The sequence below is a fragment of the Corallococcus sp. CA053C genome (assembly GCF_003611675.1).
Classification (GTDB): domain Bacteria; phylum Myxococcota; class Myxococcia; order Myxococcales; family Myxococcaceae; genus Corallococcus.
This window is the reverse complement of the sequence record NZ_RAWA01000050.1, coordinates 1-23819: the sequence shown is the minus strand read 5'-3', so window position 1 is coordinate 23819 and position 23819 is coordinate 1. Positions and strand designations below refer to the sequence as shown.

Below are 23819 nucleotides of genomic sequence, written 5' to 3'. Positions count from 1 at the left end.
ATGACCGACCCCCACTTCGTCGTCCGCGGCCATTGGCTGGCGGTGGCCTCCGCCGAGCATGTCCGCCGAGGCCGGGAGGAAGGCTTCATGCAGGTCTGCCACGGCAAGGCCGCGCCGCTTCAGCGCATCCAGCCCGGGGACCGCGTCGTCTACTACTCCCCCACGGTCTCCTTCCAGGGCAAGGACAAGCTCCAGGCCTTCACGGCCCTGGGCGTCGTGAAGCCTGGAGCGCCCTACCTCTTTGACATGGGCGGTGGGTTCCGCCCGTTCCGCCGCGACGTGGAATGGCTTCCGGCGCGGGAGGCGCCCATCCAGCCCCTGCTTGAGACGCTCGACTTCTCGGCGGGGATCCGGAACTGGGGCTACCGGCTTCGCGCCGGCCTGGTGCAGCTGAGTGAGAGCGACCTGCGGTGCATCGCCGCGGCCATGGGGTGCTGAGTCGCGCGCCCTGCGTCCAACACTGTCCGTGCAGGTGAATTCCCGTGGGGCCGCGAAGCGTCGGAGCCGTGGCCCCGGAGCGGGCTGACGGCCAGGCCCGGGGCGCAAAACGCTGCCGCCGTGTCGGAGGCGCTGACTACTATCCGCGCCGTCTTGCAGCCCGGGAGCAGGTCGCATCGCTGTTCCCGAGTGCCCGGCGAGTCCCCTCCCAAGGAGTCGCGGCCCCGATGTCCCCTACCCCTGAGCAGAAACGCGCGCGTCTGGCGGAGCTCTTGCGCGAGAAGCGCCGCCCCTCGCAGCGGATCCCGGCGTCGTTCGGCCAGGAGCGCATGTGGTTCCAGGAGCGCCTGTCGCCAGGGCAGGCCGGGCTGGACCTGCTCTACTCCGTGCGGCTGTCGGGAAGGCTCGACGTGGGGTCGCTGGCGGGCAGCCTGAACGAAGTGGTGCGCCGCCACGCCGTGCTGCGCACCTCGTTCGTTGAACAGGAGGGCCGGCCCTGGCAGCGCGTCGTCCCCGAGTTCGTCGTGCCCCTGCCCGTGGTGGACGCGAAGGATGACGCGGACGCATGGCGCCTGCTGCACGAGGCCTCGCGCGCGCCGTTCGATCTGGAGCAGGGCCCGCTGCTGCGCGCCGCGCTCTTCGCCGTCTCCGACACGGAGCACCTGCTGCTGCTCAAGCTGCACCACACCGTGTCCGACGGCTGGTCCATGGGCCTGCTGGTGCACGAACTGGGCGTGCTCTACACGGCCCTGGTTTCAGGCACGCCAGCGACGCTGCCCGACCTGCCGTTGCAGTACGGGGACTTCGCCGTGTGGCAGCGCGAATCGCTGCGGGGCGAGGAGCTGGCCTCGCAGCTCGAATGGTGGCGCTCGCGGTTGGATCCCCGGGCGGTGCTGTCGCTGCCCACGGATCGGCCTCGCTCGGCCCAGGTGGACACGCGGGGCGCGACCGTGTCGGCGGTGCTGCCCACCGTGCTCGTCCAGCGCCTCACCGCGCTCGCGGGACAGGAAGGCACCACGCTGTTCACCGTCCTGCTCGCGGGCTTCAAGCTGCTGCTGCTGCGCTACTCCGGCCAGGAGGACCTCACGGTGGGCACTCCTGTCGCGGGGCGTTCCCGCGCGGAGCTGGAGCGGCTCGTCGGCCTGTTCGTCAACACGCTCGCGCTGCGCACATCGCTGGAGGGCGATCCATCGTTCCGCACGCTCGTCGGGCGCGTGGCCGCCACGTCGCTGGGCGCCTTCGCGCATCAGGACGTGCCGTTCGAGAAGCTGGTGGAGGTCCTCCAGCCTCCGCGCCACCTGGATGTGCCTCCGTTCTTCCAGGTGATGTTCGTCCTGCAGAACACGCCCCTGCCCGCCGTGCGCCTGCCCGGGCTGTCGCTCGATGCGCAGCTCGTCGACAGCGGCTTCGCCCAGTTCGACCTCACCCTCTTCGCGTTCGAACAGCCTGACGGGCTGCGCCTCACCGCCGAGTACCGCACCGCCCTTTTCGACGAGGCCACGATGGCGCGGCTCCTGGGCCACCTGGGCACGCTGCTGGAGGACGCTGCCTCACGGCCTGACGCGCGCCTGTCCGAGCTGTCCCTGCTGGATGCAGCGGAGCGTCAGCGCGTGCTCCATGCTTGGAATGGCCCTCGTGAGGCCTTCCCGCGCGGCCTGCTGTTGCATCAGCTCGTGGAAGCACAGGTCGCGCGCACGCCGGAGGCGGTGGCCGTCACCTTCGAGGGCACGTCGCTCACGTACGCACAGCTCGATGCACGGTCGAACCAGCTTGCGTGGCACCTGCGCGGGCTTGGGGTGGGGCCGGAGGTCCGTGTCGGGCTGCTGCTGGAGCGGTCGCTGGAGCTGGTGGTGGCGCTGATCGCCACGCTGAAGGCCGGTGGCGCCTACGTGCCGTTTGATCCGTCCTTCCCCGCGCAGCGGCTCGCGTGGATGTTCGAGGACGCGCGGCCCTCGGTGATCCTCGCGCTGGAGCGACTGGTGGCGCGGTTCCCCGTCCAGGACGTGCCGGTGCTCTGCCTGGACTCCCAATGGACCGCCGTGGAGCGGCAGCCGTCCACGACACCGCCTCCGGTGTCGCCCGAAGAGGCGCTGGCCTACGTCATCTTCACCTCCGGCAGCACGGGACGACCGAAGGGCGCGATGAACGCGCATCCCGGCATCGTGAACCGCTTGCTGTGGATGCAGGGAGCGCAGCCGCTGTCGCCGGACGACGTCGTGTTGCAGAAGACGCCGTTCAGCTTCGACGTGTCCGTCTGGGAGTTCTTCTGGCCGTTGATGACGGGCGCGCGGCTGGTGGTGGCACGTCCTGGCGGTCATCAGGATCCGGGCTACCTCGCGGACCTCATCGCCCGGGAGCGCGTCACCACCACGCACTTCGTGCCGTCCATGCTCCAGGCCTTCCTGGAGGAGCCGGGCCTGGAGCGCTGCGCCTCGTTGCGCCGCGTGGTGTGCAGCGGTGAAGCGCTGCCGCTGGAGCTGGCCGAGCGCTGTCTGGCGCGCCTTCCCACCATCCGGCTGCACAACCTCTATGGCCCCACCGAGGCCGCGGTGGAGGTCACGGCCTACGAATGCGTGCGCGGCGCGCTGGGGCATTTGGTGCCCATCGGTCATCCGGTGGCGAATACGGACATCCGGCTGCTGGATGCCTCGCTGCGGCCCGTGCCCCAGGGCGTGCCCGGGGAGCTGTTCATCGGCGGCGTGCAGGTGGGGCGCGGGTACCTGGGCCGTCCCGAGCTGACCGCGGAGCGCTTCATTCCGGATGCGTTCAGCGACACGCCCGGCGCCCGGCTGTACCGCACCGGGGACGTGGCCCGCTGGCTGCCGGACGGCGCCATCGAGTACCTGGGCCGCGCCGACTTCCAGGTGAAGGTGCGCGGGCTGCGCATCGAACTGGGGGAGATTGAATCCGCGCTGGAGCAGCACCCCGCGGTGCAGCAGGCGGTGGTGGTCGCGCGCGCGGGGACCACGACCAGTGACACGCGACTGGTGGCGTATCTCGTCGGCCGTGCGGGCCTGCCCCCCGTGGAGACCGAAGCCCTCCGCGCATTCCTCGTGGAGAAGCTTCCCGAGTACATGGTGCCCGCGGTGTTCGTCCCGTTGTCCGCCCTGCCCCTCACCTCCAGCGGCAAGGTGGACCGCAAGGCCCTGCCCACGCCCGACGTCGCCACGGTCGTCACCCCCGCGTATGTCGCACCGCGCACGCCGACCGAGGAGCGGCTCGCTTCCATCTGGGCGGAGCTGCTTCGCGTCGAGCTCGTGGGTGTGCACGACGATTTCTTCGCCATGGGCGGCCACTCGCTGCTGGCGACGCAACTGCTGTCGCGGATCCGCGCGGCCTTCCAGTTCGAGCTCCCACTGCGCGCCGTCTTCAAGACGCCCACGCTCGCGGCGCTCGCCTCCGCCATCGATGAAGCGCAGGGGCGTTCCTCGGGTCCCCTGGCTCCGCCCCTGCGTCCCGTGCCTCGCGACGGAGGGCTCGTCCTGTCCTTCGCGCAGCAGCGACTGTGGTTCCTGGAGCAGCTCCAGCCCGGCTCCATCGCCTACAACCTGCCCGGCATCGTGCAGCTAGAAGGAGCACTCCAGGCCCGTGCGCTGCGACAGGCCCTGGATACGCTGGTCCAGCGCCATGAGGTGCTGCGCACCACGTTCGTCTCGGGCCCCCAGGGTCCCGTGCAGCGCATCGCCTCCGATGCGGCGTGCCCGTTCGAAGTGGTGGACCTGGGCGCCTTGCCTCCCGATGCGCGTGCTTCACGGCTCCAGCGCTTCGTCGCCGAACAGGCGCGGCAGCCCTTCGACCTGGCCCGAGGCCCGCTCTTCCGCGCGGTGCTGGTGCGCGTGGAGGAGACGCGGCACGTGCTGCTCGTGCTCACCCACCACATCGCCTCGGATGGTTGGTCCACGGGCGTCCTCGTGCGGGAGCTGGTGGCCCTCTACCGCGCCTTCGCTTCCGGCCAGACGCCCGCGCTGCCGCCCCTGCCCATCCAGTACGCGGACTTCGCCGCGTGGCAGCGCCAATGGTTGCAGGGCGACGTGCTCGCGACGCAGCTCTCCTGGTGGCGCGAGCAGCTCGCCGGGGCGCCTCCGCTGTTGATGCTCCCCACCGACCGGCCGCGTCCGGCCGTGCAGACGTTCGCGGGGAGTCAGGTCGCGGTGAGACTGCCGCGGAAGCTGTCGGAGGTGGTGCACGCGGTGGCAAAGCGGGAAGGCGCTACACCCTTCATGGTGTTGCTGGCCGCGTATCAGCTCCTGCTCTCGCGGTATGCGGGACAGGAGGACGTCAGCGTGGGCGCTCCGGTCGCGGGGCGCACGCGCGCGGAGACCGAAGGCCTCATCGGCTTCTTCGTCAACACGCTGGTGCTGCGTGCCCGCATCGACCCGCGTGCTTCGTTCCGGACGCTGCTCGCCCAGGTGCGCGCCACCACGCTGAGCGCCTTCGAGCACCAGGACGTCCCTTTCGAGAAGCTGGTCGAGGAGCTCCAGCCCGCGCGTGACACGAGCCACACGCCCTTCTTCCAGGTCACCCTCACGCTCCAGAACGCGCCCACGGCGGAGTGGCGTCTGCCGGGACTCGCGCTGCGCGAGCTGCCTGCCCCGTTCACACCGTCGAAGTACGACTTCAGCCTCATCCTGGAGGAGTCCGCGGAGGGCTTCACCGGAAGCCTCCACTACAACACCGACCTCTTCGACGAGGCCTTCCTCCAGGGACTGCTGCGCGACTACGCCGCGCTGCTCGAAGCGCTTCCCGGACAGCTCGACGTCCCCGTGCAGGGACTGTCATTGCTGGCTGGCGAGGAGCGGCGGCGGGTGCTGGAGGACTGGAGTGGCGCTTCGGCGCTCCGTGGGTTCCCGGAGCAGTCCATCCCCGAGCGCTTCGCCCAGCAGGTCGCGCTTGCGCCCGATGCGCTGGCGTTGGTCTCCGAAGCGGGGAACCTCACCTATGCGCAGCTGGAGGCGCGGTCGAACCAGCTCGCGCACCACCTGCGGGCCTCGGGCATCGCGGGTGGCAGTCGCGTCGCGGTGCTCCTGCCGCGTTCGCCGGAGCTCATCGTCTCGCTGCTGGCCGTGCTCAAGGCTGGCGCTGCCTACGTGCCCATCGACCTGAACGCCCCTCCCGAGCGGTGGTCGCTCCTGCTGGAGCAGTCCGGCCCGGCGATGGTCCTCACCCTGGAAGCGCTCGCGGACGAGCTGCCCTCCCTGCTGACGCCACTGGTGCTCCTGGACGCGGAGTCCTCGCGGTGGGCCTCGCGGCCGGAGACGGCTCCGCCCGTACCGGGGCTGGGCGGGGACAGCCTCGCCTATGTCCTCTTCACCTCGGGCTCCACGGGGACTCCCAAGGGGGTCTGCGTTCCGCACCGCGCCGTGCTGCGGCTGGTGGTGGATACCGACTTCGTGCGCTTCGGTCGTGAGGAGGTGTTCCTCCAGCTTGCGCCCGCGGCGTTCGATGCCTCCACGCTCGAAATCTGGGGCGCGCTGCTGCATGGGGCCCGGCTCGTGCTCGCACCTCCGGGAGAGCTGTCCCTCGCGCGCATCGCCGGGACGCTGAACCACCACCGCGTCACCACCCTGTGGCTCACGGCAGCGCTCTTTGAACAGATGGCGGTGCACCATCCGGACGCCCTCGCCAGCGTGCCCCAGGTGTTGGCGGGCGGTGATGTGCTTCCCGCGTCCCGCGTGCAGGAGCACCTGACGCGACTTCCTCCGGGCGCCCTGCTCGTCAATGGCTACGGGCCCACCGAGAACACCACGTTCTCCACCACCCATGCCCTGCGCGCGGGAGACACGGTGGGCGCCTCCGTTCCCATCGGTCGGCCGCTGCCCCACTCCACCGCGTACGTGCTGGATGCGGCGATGCGGCCGGTGCCTCCGGGCATGCCCGGCGAGCTGTACGTCGGTGGCGAAGGACTCGCATGGGGCTACCTGCACCAGCCCGCACTCACCGCCGAGCGCTTCCTCCCGCACCCTTTCAGCACTACGCCGGGCGCGCGCCTCTACCGCACCGGTGACAGGACCCGCTGGCGTCCGGATGGGACGTTGGACTTCCTGGGCCGCACCGACTTCCAGGTGAAGCTGCGGGGCTTCCGCATCGAACCGGGCGAGATCGAAGCAGCCCTGCGCGGACTGCCCGGCGTGCACGAGGCCATGGCCGTGGTGCGCGAGGACGTCGCCGGGGACAAGCGACTGGTGGCCTACGTCGTCGGAGTGGCGTTGGAGGGCAAGGCCCTGCGCTCCGCCCTCCAGCAGCGGCTCCCCGACTACCTCATCCCTGGCGCCATCGTGGTGCTGGATGCACTGCCCTTGAACGCCAACGGCAAGCTGGACCGCTCGGCACTGCCGGTGCCGGAGGCTCCCGTGGCGTCGGAGGATCGCTTCGTCGCTCCGCGCGATGCGCTGGAGGAACAGCTCGCCGCGCTGTTTGGCGAAGTGCTGCACGTGGCTCGCGTGGGCATCCACGATGACTTCTTCGACCTGGGCGGCCATTCGCTGCTGGCAACCCAGGTGGTGTCACGACTGCGTTCGACGCTCGGGGTGGAGCTGCCCCTGGGGGACTTGTTCACCGCGCCCACCGTGGAGACGCTCGCCATCCGCGTGGCGGCACTGCGTGCGCAGGAGGGTTCACGTCCGGGGACGCCGCCGCTCGTGCCCATGCCTCGCACCGGCCCCGTGCCGCTGTCGTTCGCCCAGCAGCGGCTGTGGTTCCTGGATCAGCTCCAGCCCGGCAGTGCCTTCTACAACGTGCCCGGCATCCTCGTGCTTGATGGCACCTTGAATGCCGCCGCGCTGGAGCAGGCACTCCAGGCCCTGGTGCAACGGCATGAGGCGCTGCGCACCACGTTCGCTTCCGAGGGAGAGGCTCCCGTCCAGCGGCTCCACACCGGCGTCACGCTTTCCCTGCCCGTCGTCGCGCTGACGTCCGTTACCGAGTCCCGCCGCGAAGAGGAAGCGCGCCGCCACGCCGCCGTCGAAGCCGCGCGCCCCTTCGACCTGGGCACCGGCCCGCTCGTGCGCGCCGTGTTGCTGCGGCTGGACCCGCGCCGCCACTGGCTGCTCCTCACGCTGCACCACATCGTGTCCGACGGTTGGTCCATCGGTGTCTTCGCTCGTGAGCTGGGTGCGCTGTACCGCGGCTTCGACTCCGGACAGACGCCCGCACTGCCCGCACTGCCCGTCCAGTACGCCGACTTCGCCCTCTGGCAGCGCCAGTGGTTGCAGGGAGACGTGCTCCAGGCGGAGCTGGACTGGTGGCGGCAGCAGCTCGCCGATGCACCTGCCGCGTTGGACCTGCCCACCGACAAGCCTCGTCCCGCCGCGCAGTCGTTCCGCGGCGCGTCGCTCCCCGTGGCGTTGTCTGCTGAGCTTTCCGCATCCGTGAAGGCGCTGGCGTCGCGTGAAGGCGCCACGCCGTTCATGGTGCTGCTCGCGGGCTTCCAGTTGTTGCTGTCGCGCTACGCCGGCCAGGACGACGTCCTCGTGGGCTCCGCCATCGCCAACCGCAACCGCGCGGAGACCGAAGGCCTCATCGGCTTCTTCGTCAACACGCTGGTGCTGCGCGCCCGCATCGACCCTCGGGCTTCGTTCCGTGCGCTGCTGGCGCAGGTGAAGGCGACGACGCTCGCGGCGTATGCGCACCAGGACCTGCCCTTCGAGAAGCTGGTGGAGGGCATGCAGGGGGCTCGGGACCTGAGCCGCTCGCCGCTGTTCCAGGTGGCCTTCACGTTCCAGAACGCGCCTCTTGGGGCGCTGGACCTTCCCGGCCTGCGCCTGGAGCTGCGCAGCGGGGAGATCAGCACCGCGAAGTTCGACCTGGATTTCAGCCTCCAGGAACGGGACGACGCGTTCAGCGGCGACCTCAACTTCAGCACCGACCTCTTCGAGCCCGCCACCGTCGTCCGGATGATGTCGCACTTCCAGGCGCTGCTCGGATCGCTCACGGCCCGGCCCGACGTGCCGCTGTCGGGACACGCCCTGCTGCACGGGACCGAGCGACAGCGGGTGCTGGTCGACTGGAACGCCACGCACCAGCCGCTCGCGCCGCGCACCGTCCCGGAGCTGTTCGCGGCCCAGGTCCTGCGCACTCCCGACGCCGTGGCCGTGCAACACGAGGCACGGTCGCTCACCTACGCGGCGCTGGAGGCACGGGCGAATCAACTGGCCCGGCACCTGCTGGCGTCCGGGCTGCGACCGGAGGCTCGCGTCGCGCTGTGCGTGGAGCGAGGGGTGGAGCTGGTGGTGGGGATGCTCGGGATCCTCAAGGCGGGTGGGTGCTACGTGCCCATGGATCCCGCGTACCCGCGCCCCCGGCTCGCGTTCATGTTCGAGGACGCGGGCGTCAGCGCGGTGGTGGCGCAGCAGGCGCTCCTGGGCGCGCTTCCCTCGCATGCGCTGCCCACGGTGTGCCTCGACTCCGACGCGGAGGCGCTGGGTCAGCAGTCGACCCGCGCGAACGAGGACGTCACCGTGGTGCCGGAGCAACTGGCCTATGTGCTCTACACGTCGGGCTCCACGGGCCAGCCCAAGGGCGTGGGCATCACGCACCACTCCATCGTGCACCTGGTGCGGGACACGAACTACGTCCAGCTGGGGCCCGATGACCGCATGGTGCAGGCGGGCACGCCGTCGTTCGACCTGGCCACCTTCGAGGTCTGGGGCGCGCTGCTCCATGGCGCCCGGCTGGTCATCCTTCCGCGAGAGGTGACGCTGGCTCCCGCGGAGCTGGCGCGAACCCTGCGCGAGGTGGGCGCCACCACCGCGCTGTTCGCCACGGCGCTGTTCCACACGGTGGCCCGCGAGGTTCCGGACGCCTTCGCCACGATGCGCGTGGTGCTGTTCGCCGGTGAGGCCGCGAACGCGGACGCCGCTCGCGCCGTGCTCCGAGCGGGCGCTCCGGGTCGGCTGGTGAACCTCTATGGCCCCACGGAGGCGACCGTCGGCGTCACCACGCACGACCTCGTGGACCTGCCGGAGCACGCCACGTCGGTGCCCATCGGCCGGCCGATGACGCGGGTCCAGACGTATGTGCTGGATGCGCGCGGCCAGCCCGTGCCCGTGGGCGTCCCGGGCGAGCTGTACCTGGGCGGTGATGGCCTGGCGCGCGGCTACCTGGGCCGTCCCGCGCTGACCGCCGAGCGCTTCGTGCCCTCGCCATTCGGGGACGTGCCCGGAGCCCGGCTCTATCGCACGGGTGACCGGGTCCGTTGGCTGCCGGACGGCACGCTGGACTTCCTGGGCCGCATCGACACGCAGGTGAAGCTGCGCGGCTTCCGCATCGAGTTGAGCGAGGTGGAGGCCATCCTCCGCCAGCACCCGTCGGTGAAGGCCGCCGTGGCGCGACTGCGGGATGAGGGCTCCGGCGACCCGAGGCTGGTGGCGTGGTACGTGCCCGGCGCTCCGGTGGACGCGACGGTGCTGCGCGCCTTCGTCTCCGAACGGCTCCCCGCGCCCCTGGTGCCCTCCGCGTTCGTGGCGTTGGACGCCCTGCCGCTCACGCCCGTGGGCAAGGTGGACCACAAGGCCCTGCCGTCGCCGGATGCGCGGGCGGTCGCCGTGGGGCCCTCGGCTCCGGAGCGGATGACGCGCTTCCAGCAGCGCATCGCCACGCTGTTCCAGGACCTCCTCCGGTTGGAGCAGGTGGGACTGCACGACGACTTCTTCGTCATCGGTGGGCACTCGCTGCTCGCCACGCAGCTCGTCTCTCGGCTGCGGACCACGTTCGGTGTGGAGCTGCCGCTGCGGGCCCTCTTCGATGCGCCCACCGTCGCGCGGCTCACCGACCGGGTGGAGGCGCAGCTGCTCTCCCGCGTCGCGGGCCCCGGCATTCCGGCCCTCGTCGCCACATCGCGCGAGCGGGACCTGCCCCTGTCCTTCGCGCAGCAGCGGCTGTGGGTGGTGGAGCAGCTCCGTCCCGGTGGCAGCCACTACAACATCACCACGGCGCTGCGGCTGGAAGGCGCCCTGGACACCGAGGCACTGCGGCACGCCCTGGAGCAGGTGGTCGCCCGCCACGAAGCCCTGCGGACCACCTTCGCGATGAAGGACGGTCAGCCTGTTCAAACGGTGCACGCGGCTTCCGCCTGGGAGTTGCCCGTTACCGACCTGACGACCGTGGACGCGGCGGCGCGTGAAGACGAAGCCCGTCGGTGCTCCGTGGAAGAGGCAGCGCGGCCGTTCGACCTGGGCCGGGGGCCGCTGCTGCGCACGCGCCTCCTGAGACTGGGGCCGACGGAGCACCTGCTGCTGCTGTGCATGCACCACATCGTCTCCGACGGTTGGTCGCTGGGGGTGTTGGTGCGCGAGGTGGCCACGGGCTACGAGGCCTTCGCTTCGGGCCGGACGCCCGTGCTTCCCGCGCTGCCCGTGCAGTACGCCGACTTCGCCGTGTGGCAGCGCTCGTGGCTCCAGGGGGACGTGCTGGCCGAGCAGGTGGCGTGGTGGAAACAACACCTCGCCGGGGCGCCCCAGGTGCTGGAGCTGCCCACCGACAAGGCCCGCCCCGCGCTCCAGTCCACGCAGGGCGCGCTCCTTCCCGTGCACCTGCCGCTGGAGGCGGTGGAGCGGCTGGTGGCGCTGGGTCGCAAGGAGGGCGCGACGCCGTACATGGCGCTGCTCGCGGTGTGGCAGGTGCTGCTGTCGAGCTACGCACGGCAGGAGGAGCTGCTGGTGGGTTCGCCCATCGCGGGCCGCAACCACGGGGAGCTGGAAGGACTGGTCGGCTTCTTCGTGAACACGCTGGTGCTGCGCGGACGCGTGCGCGCGGGTGACACGTTCCGGACGCTGCTCGCCCAGGTGCGCGGCACGACGCTCTCCGCGTTCGAACACCAGGACCTGCCCTTCGAGAAGCTCGTCGAGGAGCTCCAGGTGCCGCGCGACCTGAGCCGCAATCCGTTGGTGCAGGTCGTCTTCGCGCTGCAGAACGCGCCCACGGGGGAGCTGAAGGCGCCGGGCCTCACGCTGCGCCCGGTGCCGGTGGACAACGCCACGGCGCGCTTCGACCTGGGCCTGCTGCTGCACGAGGCCCCGGACGGCCTGCGTGGCGTCCTCGAATACAGCACCGACCTCTTTGAACGCTCCACGGTGGAGCGGCTGATCGGCCACCTGCGCACGTTGCTGGACGCGGTCGTCGCCGCTCCGGACGTGGCGCTGTCCCGGCTGGAGTGGCTCACGCTTGAGGAGCGTCGACAGGTGCTCACGACGTGGAACGCCACCGCGGTGGACTACCCTCGCGATTCGAACGTCGCCGCGCACTTCGAGCACCAGGTGGCCCTGCGCCCGGACGCCGTCGCGCTGGAGTTCGGTGACGCGCGCCTCACGTACGCGCAGCTGGATGCGCGCGCCAATGCAATGGCCCACCTGCTGGGCTCGCACGGTGTGGTCCCGGATGCGCTCGTGGCCGTGTGTCTGGAGCGCTCCGTCGAATTGATCGTCACGCTCCTGGCCATCCTGAAGGCGGGCGGGGCCTACGTGCCGTTGGATGCCGCGTATCCGGCGCGGCGACTGAGCCTCATGCTGGAGGACGCACCGCCCCGGCTGCTCGTCACCACGCGCGCGCTGCGCTCCACGCTGCCGGTCTCGGACGACGTGCCGTGTGTCTTCGTGGAGGAGTTGTCGCTGGAGGGACAGCCGACCACCGCTCCAGACGTGGCGATCTCCGCGCGGAACCTGTCCTATGTGGACTTCACCTCCGGCAGCACGGGCCGTCCCAAGGGCGTTGCCGTGGAGCACCGGGGCGTGCTGCGCCTGCTGCACGGCGCCACCTGGGCCCGCTTCAGCCCGGACGAGGCCTTCCTGTTGATCGCGCCGCTGTCGTTCGACGCATCGACGCTGGAGGTTTGGGGACCGCTGCTTTCCGGCGGTCGGCTCGTCGTCTTCCCGCCCCAGCCACCCACCGACCTGGAGCTGCTGGGGCAGGTCCTTCGCCGGCATGGCGTCACGTCGCTCTACCTGTCCGCGGGCCTGTTCGCGCAGGTGGTGGACGTGAAGCTGGAGGTGCTGCGCGGCCTGCGGCAGCTCTTCGTGGGTGGGGACGTCCTGTCGCCCACGCACACGCGCCGAGTGGTGGAGACGCTGGGGCTCCCCGTGGTCAATGGCTACGGACCCACCGAGGCCACCGTCTTCACCTGCTGCCTGCGCATGAACAGGCCCGAGGACATCCGGGGCGATGCGATCCCCATCGGTCCGCCGCTGTCGAACACGCGCGTGTACGTGGTGGACGGCGCGCTGCGCCCCGTGCCCGTGGGCGTGCCCGGTGAGCTGCTCATCGGCGGTGACGGCCTCGCGCGCGGCTACATCTCCCGCCCCGACCTCACCGCGGAGCGGTTCCTCCCCAACCCCTTCGCCACCACGGCCGGCGAGCGCGTGTACCGCACGGGGGACCTGGTGCGCTGGCGCGCGGATGGGAGCCTGGACTTCCTGGGCCGCATCGACAGCCAGGTGAAGGTGCGCGGCTACCGCATCGAGCTGTCCGAGGTCGAAGCCGCCCTCAAGGCCTGGAGGCCCGCCATCGCGGATGCCGCCGTGCTCGTGCGCGAAGACGCTCCGGGCGACAAGCGGCTCGTGGCCTACGTGGTGCCTGGCGTCGCGGGGGCACTGGACGTCCAGGCCCTGCGCGAACACCTGCGGCAGCGACTGCCCGAGTACATGGTGCCGACCGCGTTCGTCACCCTGCCCGCCCTGCCGCTCAACGCCAACGGCAAGCTGGACCGCCACGCCCTCCCCGCTCCTGACGCCGCGTCCACCGCGCGCAAGGGCCGCTTCGTGGAGCCCGGTGATCCGCTGGAGGAACAGCTCTCCGCCGTCTGGGCCCGTGAGCTGGGGGCCCGGCGCGTCGGAGTCCACGATCATTTCTTCGAGGACCTGGGGGGCACGTCGCTCACCGTGGTCCGCGTCGCCAATCGGTTGCGTGAGGAGCTCCAGCGCGACGTGCCTGTCGTCTGGTTGTTCGAGCACCCCACCATCCATGCGCTCGCCCAGCGACTGGCGCGCGAGGGAGGGAAGGCTGAGGCGTCGAAGATGGAGAAGCCTGCCCTGCACGCAACATTCACGGAAGCGCCCCTCCCTGCGTCATCTCCGGTCGCGGCGGCGCCCGTGACCACGATTGCGGCAGCGCCGCCGACGCCAGCACCCACGCCTTCTGTGTCCGCACCCGCGCCCGCGCTGCCATCAGGTGCCATCGCCATCATCGGCATGTCGGGGCGCTTCCCCGGCGCGGCCTCCGTGGAGGACTTCTGGCGCAACCTTCGCGAGGGCGTTGAGTCCATCTCCCGCTTCAGCCCGGAGGAGCTGGAGCACCTTCCCGGCCTGCCCGCGGGCGTGGAGCTGTGGCAGCACCCGGGCTTCGTGCCCGCCCACGGGGTGCTCGCGGACATCGATCAATTCGATCCCGCGTTCTTCGATATGTCGCTGCGCGAAGCGCAGTGGACCGACCCGCAGCAGCGGATGTTCCTCCAGTGCGCGTGGGCCGCGCTGGAGGACGCGGGCGTCGACCCCGCGCGCTTCCCCGGTGTCATCTCGCTGTTCGCGGGAGCGAACGAGTCGGGTTACGCGAACGAGGTCCAGCAGCACATGCCGTTGGACTCGGCGGCGTACTTCGAGCTGTTCGGCACCGCGACGTACCAGAGCCTGCCGACGAAGGTGTCCTACAAGCTGGGGCTCACCGGCGAGAGCATGCTCGTGTACACCGCGTGCTCTACGGGGCTCGTGGCCGTTCACGTCGCGTGTCAGAACCTGCTGTCCGGCCTGTCGGACGTGGCGCTCGCGGGCGCGACGCGGCTGTCGGTGCCGCAGCGCACGGGCTACGTGCACCAGGAGGGGATGATCTACTCCCCGGATGGTCACTGCCGCGCCTTCGATGCGAAGGGCCAGGGCACCGTCTCCGGCAGCGGCGTGGCCGCCGTGGTGCTCAAGCGGCTGGAGGACGCGGTGCGCGATGGAGATCCCATCCACGCCGTCATCCGAGCCACCTCCGTCAACAACGACGGACGCAACAAGTCCGGCTTCACCGCTCCGGGCGTGCAGGGGCAGGCGGCCGTCATCACCCAGGCGCTGAAGCGCTCCGGCGTGGCGCCGCAGGACATCGGCTACGTGGAGGCGCACGGCACCGCGACCCCGTTGGGAGACCCCATCGAGGTGGCGGCGCTCCAGCGCGCCTACGGCCTGGGGCCCGAACACCGGGGCACCATCCCGCTGGCCTCGCTGAAGACGAACGTGGGCCACCTGGACACGGTGGCGGGGCTCGCGGGGCTCATCAAGGTCGCGCTGTCGCTGCGCGAGGGAGAGATTCCGCCCAGCCTCCACTTCGAGAACCCGAACCCCCAGATCGACTTCGACGCGGGGCCGTTCTTCGTCAACACCCGCTTGCGGCCGTGGCCCCGGGGAGCGACGCCCCGGCGCGCGGCGGTGAGCTCCTTCGGCGTGGGCGGCACCAACGCGCACGCGGTGCTGGAGGAGGCACCCGTCGTCCGGAGCGGCCCCTCTGCGCGCTCGCACCAGCTCTTCGTGCTGTCGGCGCGGTCGCCCGAGGCGCTGGAGGCGGCTTCGCTGAGGCTTGCCTCGCATGTGCTGGCAGACCGGTCTCCGGAGGCGTTGGAGGCGGCATCGTCGAAGCTCGCCAACGCGGTGCTTTCGGCGCGCTCTCCCGAAGCGTTGGAGGCGGCGGCGAAGCAGCTCGCGCTGCACGTGTTGTCCGCGCGTTCGCCCGAGGCACTGGACGCGTTGTCTGCCCGGTTCTCCGTCGATGTGCCGGAGGCACGGACCGCGCTCGCCGACATGGCGTACACGCAGGCCGTTGGACGACGGGCCTTCGAGTACCGGCGCACGGTGGTGGCGCGCGACGCGGCGGACCTCGCGAAGCAGCTTCGCAAGGCAGCCACACCGGTACGGCTGAAGGACGTGGAAGGGGCTCGCCGGAAGCGCGTGGCCTTCGTCTTCTCAGGACAGGGCACCCAGCAGGTGGGCATGGGCAGGGAGCTGGATGAGACCGTGCCTTCGTTCCGCGCGCACGTGGACGCGTGCCTCGCGCTGCTGGATGCGCCCCTGCGTGCGCGGATGGAAGCACTGCTGCGTCCGGGGCCGGGCCAGGAGGCGGAAGCAGCCACCGCGCTCACGGACACCCGCGTCGCCCTGCCCGCCCTCTTCACGGTGCAGGTGGCCCTGGCGCGGCTGTGGCAGGACTGGGGCATCGTCCCCTACGCCGTGCTGGGACACAGCTTTGGCGAATATGCCGCGGCCTGTGTCGCGGGCGTGCTCTCCCTGCCGGAGGCCCTGCGTCTGGCCGTGGCCCGAGGCGAGCTGATGCACCGGCTGCCTCCGGGCGCGATGCTCGGCGTGGCCCTATCGGCGGCGGAGGTCCAGCCGTTGCTCTCCGGTCGGCTGACGCTCGCCGCGCTCAATGCTCCGGACCGGTGCGTCGTCTCCGGGCCCGTGGAGGAGGTGGAGCGCTTCCAGGCCCTGTTGCAGCAGCGGAAGGCCGGCGCGGTGCGCATGCCTTCACTCCACGCGTTCCACTCCGCGGACGTGGAGCCCTTGATGGGCGAGCTTGCGCGCGTGGTGGCATCGCTCCAGCGCGGTGAGCCTTCGGTGCGCTACGTCTCCAGCCTCACCGGCGCCCTGGCGCTTCCGGGCGAGCTGGCGTCACCTGACTACTGGGCCACGCAGATGCGCCAGCCCGTGCGTTTCACCGACGCGGTGGGTGCGCTGCTGGAAGAGGGTTGCAGCGTGCTGCTGGAGGTGGGGCCCGGTCAGGACCTCACCCCGCTGATGCGCGCTTGCCTGGGCGAGGACAAGGAGCGCGTGAAGGCGTTCGCTTCGCTGCGGCGGAATGGCACCACGACGGAGCAGGCCGGGCTTCTGCAATGCGTGGGAGACCTGTGGTCAGCCGGCCTGGAGATGGACTGGGGCGCCTTCTACGCCCACGAGCAGCGCCGCCGCGTGCACCTGCCCACCTACGCGTTCCTGCGCAAGCGCTGCTGGGTGGAGCCGCGCGTCCAGGACAGCGCGCCCTCCGAGGCCGAGGCCACCGGACGGCCCCTCGCGCCGCCGGCCAGCGTGACACCGCCGCGCGATGTCCAGGACTCGCGACCCGTTGCAGTGTCCGCACCAGAGAGCAGGTCGGCCTCGCTGCTCGGCGCTGGACCTTCGACTTCAACATCGGCACCGGCGAATGGGCCTGCATCGCGGCTCGGCGCTGGGCTTTCGCGCTCCGCCAACGCCGTGTCGCCGTACAGCGTCTCCGCTTCGGAGGTCTCCGCCGCGAACACCCGGCCTCCACTGTCTCCGGTACAGGCGGCTTCCCCCGTCTCAGCAGAGACGGCATCGCCGCCCTCCGTCGCCGATGGCCGTGAGGACGCGCCGCGCGGTGACGTCGAAGCCCGGATCGCCACGCTCTGGCGTGAGCGGTTGGGCATGGACTTCGTCGGCCGCGACGACAACTTCCTGGAGCTGGGCGGCAACTCGCTCATGGCCGCGCAGCTCCTCAACCAGCTCCGCGATGCCTTCAACGTCCAGGTCCCGCTGGCCGCGCTCTTCGAGGCGCCCACCGTCGCGGGCCTCGCATTCCGCATCAAGCCCCTCCTCGGCAACGCCCCCGCAGCCGAACCCACGCGCGAATTGCCGCTCGTGCCCCTCCCGCGCACCGGGCCCCTGCCCCTCTCCTTCGTGCAGGAGCGCGTCTGGCGCCTGGAGCAGTACCTGCCCGGCCTGTCCGCCTACACCATTCCCTTCGTCCTGCGCCTGGAGGGCCCCGCCGACGTCGCCACGCTGGAGCGCGCCATCCAGGAAGTCGTCCAGCGACACGAGGCCCTGCGCACCACCTACGACGCGGTGGACGGCAGGCCCGTACAGCGCTTCCACGCCCACGTGCGCATCCCCCTTCCCGTCGTCGAAGTGGAAGGCACGCCCGAGGAGCGCGAGGAGGCCGCCCTCCAACTCGCCCGCGAGGACGCCGCGCGGCCCTTCGACCTGGTGCGCGGTCCCGTCCTGCGCACCACGCTCGTGCGCCTGCGCGCGGACCTGCACCTGCTGGTCTGCGCCATCCACCACATCGTCTGTGACACGCTCTCCACGTCCCTCTTCCTCCAGGAGGTCGGACAGATCTACGCCGCCTTCGTCCAGGGCAGACCGTCCCCGCTGGCCCCCCTGCCGGTGCAGTACGCGGACTTCGGTGCGTGGCAGCGGCAGTCGCTCGCGGAGTCCCGCTTCCCCGAGCAGGAGCAGTGGTGGCGGCAGCGGCTGGCCGGCATGCCGCGGCAGCTCGGCATCCCCACGGACCGGCCCCGGCCCGCGAACTGTCCGCTCACCTCCGAGCGCATGGTGTTGGACTTCCCGCCCGCGCTCGCGCAGGAGCTGGTCGCCTTCAGCAAGCGCGAGGGCTTCACGTCGTACATGACGGTGCTCGCCGCGTGGAACGCGCTGCTGCACCGCTACACCGGCCAGACGGACCTCATCGTCGGCACGCCCATCGGCAACCGCACGCGACCGGAGCTGCTGCCCCTCATCGGCTACGTGGCGCACTCGGCCGCGTTCCGCACGCACGTCGGAGATGATCCGAGCTTCCGCGAGCTGCTGCACCGCGTGCGGCGCGAGGTCACCGACGTGCAGTCGCGGCCAGACGTCCCGTTCGAGCTGCTCGTCGAACAGCTCGTCCCGGGCAAGGACATTGGCCGGGACCGCATGGCGGACACGGTCTTCGTGTACCACTCGAACCTGGAGATGGGCGGCGATGCGCTGGCCGCCGTCGGGGCACGCGGCACGTTCATCGAAGTACCGGGCACGCCCGTGCAATGGGGCGCCACGCTGTCCGACCTGACGCTCATCCTCACCGAGGAGCCCGGGCGCGTGCACGGCGCGCTGGAGTACGCGACGGAGCTGTTCGACGCCTCCACCGCGCGGCGCATGCTGGAGCACCTCCAGGTGTTGCTCGGCGCGGCGCTGGCCCGGCCCGAGGAGTCCCTCTCCCGCCTGCCGCTGGCCACCGAGGCTGAACGCCTCGCGTGGCCCGAGCCCCGGCCCCTCCCCGACGTGCCGTCCCTGATCACCCGGCTCCGTGAACATGCACGGCGCCAGCCGGACGCTGTCGCCCTCGGCCAGGGCGAGCGGAGCTGGACCTGGAGCGAGCTGGCCTCCCGTGCACATCGACTCGCGACGCGACTGGTGGATCAGGGGCTCCAGCCGGGAGAGCCCGTGGCGCTCTGCCTCCGCGCATCGCCGGAGAAGCTGGCCGCGCTGTGGGGCGTGCTCGAAGCCGGCGGCGCTCCGGTGACGCTCGGGCCCACGGACCTGGACTCGCTGCCCCTGTATGTGTTGGAGGGCAGCCTCGCGCCCCGCCTCATCACGTGGCGGGGGCTGGTCACTTCCGCCCGCCTGGACGCCACGCGCGTGCTCCAGGTCGAGGAGGTGCTGGACGGTGCGGCTCCGCTCACGGAGGACCGTGCGCTCCCGCTTGCGTCACCCGAAACGCTGGCGTGGTTGCTGCCCATGGGCGCGGGCCAGCCCGCGTGGGCGCTGAGTCACGCGTCGTTGACGGGCTTCTTCGCCGGCCTCGATGCGCGCCTGCGTCCGACACCCGGGACCACCTGGCTCGCCGCCTCCGAGCCCGCGCCCGAGAAGCCCGAGCTCGAAGCGCTCTGGGCGCTCTCGCGCGGCCTGCGCATCCTCTTCCCTTCCGAGGCCGTCGCCTCACGCCTCTCCCATGCGGTTGGAGGCGCTTCGTATCCGCTGCAACTGAGCCTGTCGTACTTCGCCAACGACGAGGACTCGCTCACCGGACCCAAGTACGAGCTGCTGATGGAGGGCGCGAAGTTCGCGGACGCGAATGGCTTCTCCGCCATCTGGACGCCCGAGCGTCACTTCCACTCGTTCGGCGGCATCTACCCGCAGCCGGCTGTGGTCTCCGCCGCGCTCGCCTCCGTCACGCGCAACCTGCGCCTGCGCTCCGGCAGCGTCGTGCTCCCCTTGCACGACCCGCTCCTCATCGCTGAACAGTGGGCCGTCGTCGACAACCTCTCGCAAGGGCGGGTCGACGTGTCGGTGGCGACAGGCTGGCACGTGCAGGACTTCACCTTCGCGCCGCAGAACTACGCGGACCGGCGCAACATCCTGCTGCGCCACCTGGAGACCCTGCGCGCCCTGTGGCGCGGTGAGCGCATGGTGCGTCCCGGCGGCAACGGCGTCACCGTGGAGGTGGGCCTGCGTCCCAGGCCCGTGCAGAAGGAGCTGCCCGTGTGGCTCACCGCCACCGCGAACCCGGAGACCTTCCGTCTCGCGGGGGAGCTGGGCGCGGGCGTCCTCACGGGCCTGTTCGCCCACTCGCTGGAGGAGCTGAAGCCGAAGGTGGCGCTGTACCGCGAGGCCTGGCGCCGCAACGGTCACCCGGGCCGGGGACACATCACGTGCATGCTGCACACGTTCCTCGGTGACGACGAAGCCGAGGTCCTCCGGCAGGTGCGCAAGCCGCTGCTGGCGTACTTCCGCAGCTCCGCGGACATCACCGCCTCGCTGCTCGCGGCCCAGGGGCACCAGGGCGAGCTCAACAAGATCTCGAAGGAGGACATCGACGCGCTGCTGGAGCACACCTTCGAGCACCACGCGAAGGGCACGGGCCTCATCGGCACGGTGGAGAGCGGGCTCAAGCGGCTGCGCGACGTGCGGGCCTCGGACGTGGATGAGGTGACGTGCCTCATCGACTTCGGGCTGGAGACGCCCGTCGTGTTGCAGGGGCTCCGTCGGCTGGCCACGCTGCGTGAAGCGCTGGTGTCGGACGAGTCCTCGCGTCAGCACCGTGTGCGGGGCGAAGGCGCGGCGGGCATCGAGGAGTTCCTGGCCCTGGCCCGACAGGCCGGCGCGGTGTGGGTGAACACCACCGCCCGGCTGGCTCGCACGTTGACGGCGGCACCGGGCGCACGCGAGGCCCTGGCACCGGTGGGCACGTGGGTGCTGGAGGGCGCGTCGGTGGAACTCGCGACGGCGCTCCAGCGCACTGCCGGGGGAGATGTGCTGCTCGCGGGAGAGGCCCATGAGGCGGGCCTCCTGCCTCGGGCTCCTGGGGAGAAGCTGCCTTCGGGGCTCCAGGCCTGGGTGCTCGACGCGGCCGGTGAGCCGGTGCCCGCGGGCGTCGTGGGAGAGTTGGCGCTTGAGGGTGCGGGCCTGCCCGCCGCGCTGTGGAAGGTGTCGGGAGAGGAGCCGCACCGACTCGTGCCGCATCCCCGGCACGCCTCCGCGCGCCTCTACCGCACCGGCCGTCCCGTGCGCCTGCGCGCCGACGGTCACGTCGAGCCCATGTCGCTCCCGGCCTTCAAGCCCTTCGCACAGCGTCCGACTGCGAGCCCTGCCAACGGAGCAACCTCCACCCCTGTCACGCCGTCGCGTCAGGCGCAGGAACCGGAAGTCTCGCGTCCGGCCACGGGCACTGAATCTGGAGCGCCGCAGCCCCGTGCCACCGAGGCTTCAGCCCCGCTTGCTGGACCGTCCACCGCCGCGACACGGACCTCCGGAGCCGCGCAGGCCATCCCGCGAGTGCCACGCAACCGGCCCCTGCCGCTGTCCTTCGCCCAGCAACGCCTGTGGTACCTCCAGCAGCTGGAGCCGGACAGCACCGCCTACAACAACGCGATCATCTTCCGGCTCACGGGCGCGCTGGACGTGCGGGCGCTGCAGACGGCGCTCGACGCACTGGTGGAGCGCCACGAGGTCCTGCGCACCACCTACGCCCTGGCGAACGCGGGCGCCGTGCAGGTCATCCACGCCACGGGCTCGCTCCCGTTGGACAGGGAGGACGTCCCCGGTGACACGGCCGAAGCGCGCGAGAGCGCCATGCTTCGCCGCTGCCAGGCGTACACCGCCACGCCCTTCCACCTGGACACGGGCCCCGTCGCGCGCGCCCTGCTCCTGCGGCTGTCTCCGGACACGCACATCCTCCACCTGCTCCTGCACCACGTCGTCTCCGATGCCTGGTGCGCGCTGGTCCTCAGCCGTGAGCTGCCCGTCCTCTACGCCTGCGCCAGCGCGGGCGTGCCGTCCGTCCTGCCGCCCCTGCCGGTGCAGTACGCCGACTACGCCGTCTGGCAGCGCCGGGAGCTGGAGGGCGCGGTGCTGGATGATCAGGTGCGGTGGTGGAAGGCGCTGCTCCAGGGCACCCCGCCGCTGGAGCTGCCCACCGACCGGCCCCGCCCCGCCGTGCAGTCCTACGCGGGCGCGGCCCACCGCTTCCACCTGCCGCGCGAGCTGTCGGAGCCCCTGCTCGCCGTGGGTCGCCGCGAAGGCGCCACGTCCTTCATGGTGCTGATGGCGCTCTTCCAGGGGGTGCTCGCGCGCTACTCCGGCCAGGACGACTTCGCGGTGGGCACGCCCATCGCCGGCCGCACCCGCCCCGAGGTGGAGGGCCTGCTGGGCTGCTTCGTCAACACGCTCGCCTTCCGCGCGAAGCTCGATGGCGCCCCGAGCTTCCGGGAGCTGATTGCCCGCGTGAAGCAGCAGGCCCTGGGCGGCTATGCGCGCCAGGACATGCCCTTCGAGCGACTGGTGGACGTGCTCCAGGTGCCGCGCGACCTGAGCCGCACACCCGTGTTCCAGGCGATCCTCAACGTCATCAACGTGCCGGAGGCCCAGACGACCGGCGGCCAGGGACTCCAGATTGGCGGCGTGGACGTGCCGGTGACGACGTCCAAGTTCGACCTGACGCTGGAGGTCTGGGAGCAGCGCGACGGACTGCGCTGCCGCCTGGAGTACGCCACCGCTCTCTTCGACGAGGAAACGCTGGCCCGGATGGCGGAGCACCTCACGGTGCTGGCGAAGGCCGTCATCGCCGCCCCGGACGCGCCGGTCGCGGACCTACCACTGCTCTCCGCCGATGCGCGCGATCAGGTGCTGCGAGCCTGGAACGACACCCGCGTGGACTTCCCGCGCGGCACGAGCCTCCACCAGCTCTTCGAAGCCCAGGCCGAGCGCACCCCGGACGCCATCGCGCTCCAGTTCGAGGAGCAGCGGCTCGCCTACGCGCAGCTCGAAGCCCGCGCCAACCAGCTCGCGCACCACCTGCGCGCACGAGGGGCCGGTCCGGAGACGCTGGTCGGCGTCTGCCTGGACCGCTCCCTGGAGATGGTCGTGGCCCTGCTGGGCGTCCTCAAGTCCGGCGCCGCCTACGTGCCGTTGGACCCAAGCACCCCGAGTGAGCGGCTCGCCGGGATGCTGGAGGACACCGCCGCGCCCGTCCTCCTCATCCAGGAGCGGTTCCGGGACGCGCTGCCGCCGCACTCCGCGCACGTCGTCGCGTTGGACTCGGGCTGGGACGCCATCGCCCGCGAGCCGACGCACCGGCCCCACCCGCTGGCCGGCGACGACGCCCTCGCCTACGTCATCTTCACATCCGGCAGCACGGGCCGACCCAAGGGCGCGATGAACGCGCACGCGGGCGTCGTCAACCGCCTGCGCTGGATGCAGGGGCGGTATGCGCTGACGGCCGGGGACACGGTGTTGCAGAAGACGCCGTTCAGCTTCGACGTGTCGGTGTGGGAGTTCTTCTGGCCCCTGATGACGGGGGCGAGGCTCGTGCTCGCGAGGCCCGGAGGCCACCAGGAGCCGGACTACCTCACGGCGTTGATGGCGCGGGAGGGCGTGACGACGGCGCACTTCGTGCCGTCCATGCTGCGGGCCTTCGTGGAGGAGCCGGGCCTGGAGGGCCTGACGCGGCTGCGTCAGGTGATGTGCAGCGGCGAAGCCCTGCCCGCGGACCTGGTGCACAAGGCGCAGGCCCGCCTGCCCCACGTCACGCTGCACAACCTCTACGGCCCCACCGAGGCCGCGGTGGACGTGACGTCCTGGGAGTGCCCGCGCGACGAAGCGCTGCGCGTCGTGCCCATCGGTCGCCCGGTGGCGAACACGCGGATGTACGTCCTGGACCGGAAGAACCAGCCCGTGCCGGTGGGCATCCCGGGGGAGCTGTTCATCGGCGGCGTGCAGGTGGGCCGGGGCTACTGGCGCCGTCCCGCGCTCACCGCCGAGCGCTTCGTTCCCGATGCCTTCAGCGATGCGCCCGGAGCCCGCCTCTACCGCACCGGAGACATCGCCCGGTGGCGCGCCGACGGCACGCTGGAGTACCTGGGCCGCGCCGACTTCCAGGTGAAGCTGCGCGGCTTCCGCATCGAGCTGGGAGAGATCGAAGCCGCGCTCCAGGCCTGGGCGGAGATCCGCGAAGCCGTGGCCGTCGTGCGCCAGGAGCACGCGGGAGACCCGCGCCTCATCGCCTATGTCACCGTCGAAGGAGGGAGGCTGGACACCGCCGCCCTGCGAGCGTTCCTGCACGCGCGGCTGCCCGAGTACATGGTGCCCGCCGCCTTCGTCACCCTGGAGGCACTGCCCCTGACCCCCAGCGGCAAGGTGGACCGCAAGGCCCTGCCC

General features: G+C 71.4%; 2 protein-coding genes. Both read left to right on the top strand.

The annotated features are described in order from the left end of the window. Positions 1-438 carry an EVE domain-containing protein gene (locus D7V97_RS09690; RefSeq protein ID WP_120610327.1) on the top strand — a complete coding sequence of 146 codons (438 nt, stop codon included), beginning with the start codon at positions 1-3 and terminating at the stop codon, positions 436-438. 227 nt (positions 439-665) lie between these two features. Next, on the top strand, positions 666-23819 hold a 23154-nt coding region (locus tag D7V97_RS09685; protein ID WP_120610337.1), incomplete at its 3' end, for a non-ribosomal peptide synthase/polyketide synthase.

Bases quoted from the DNA above. Each gene is read 5' to 3' on its own strand.
- D7V97_RS09690 (WP_120610327.1), top strand. From the start codon at position 1: ATGACCGACCCCCACTTCGTCGTCCGCGGCCATTGGCTGGCGGTGGCC.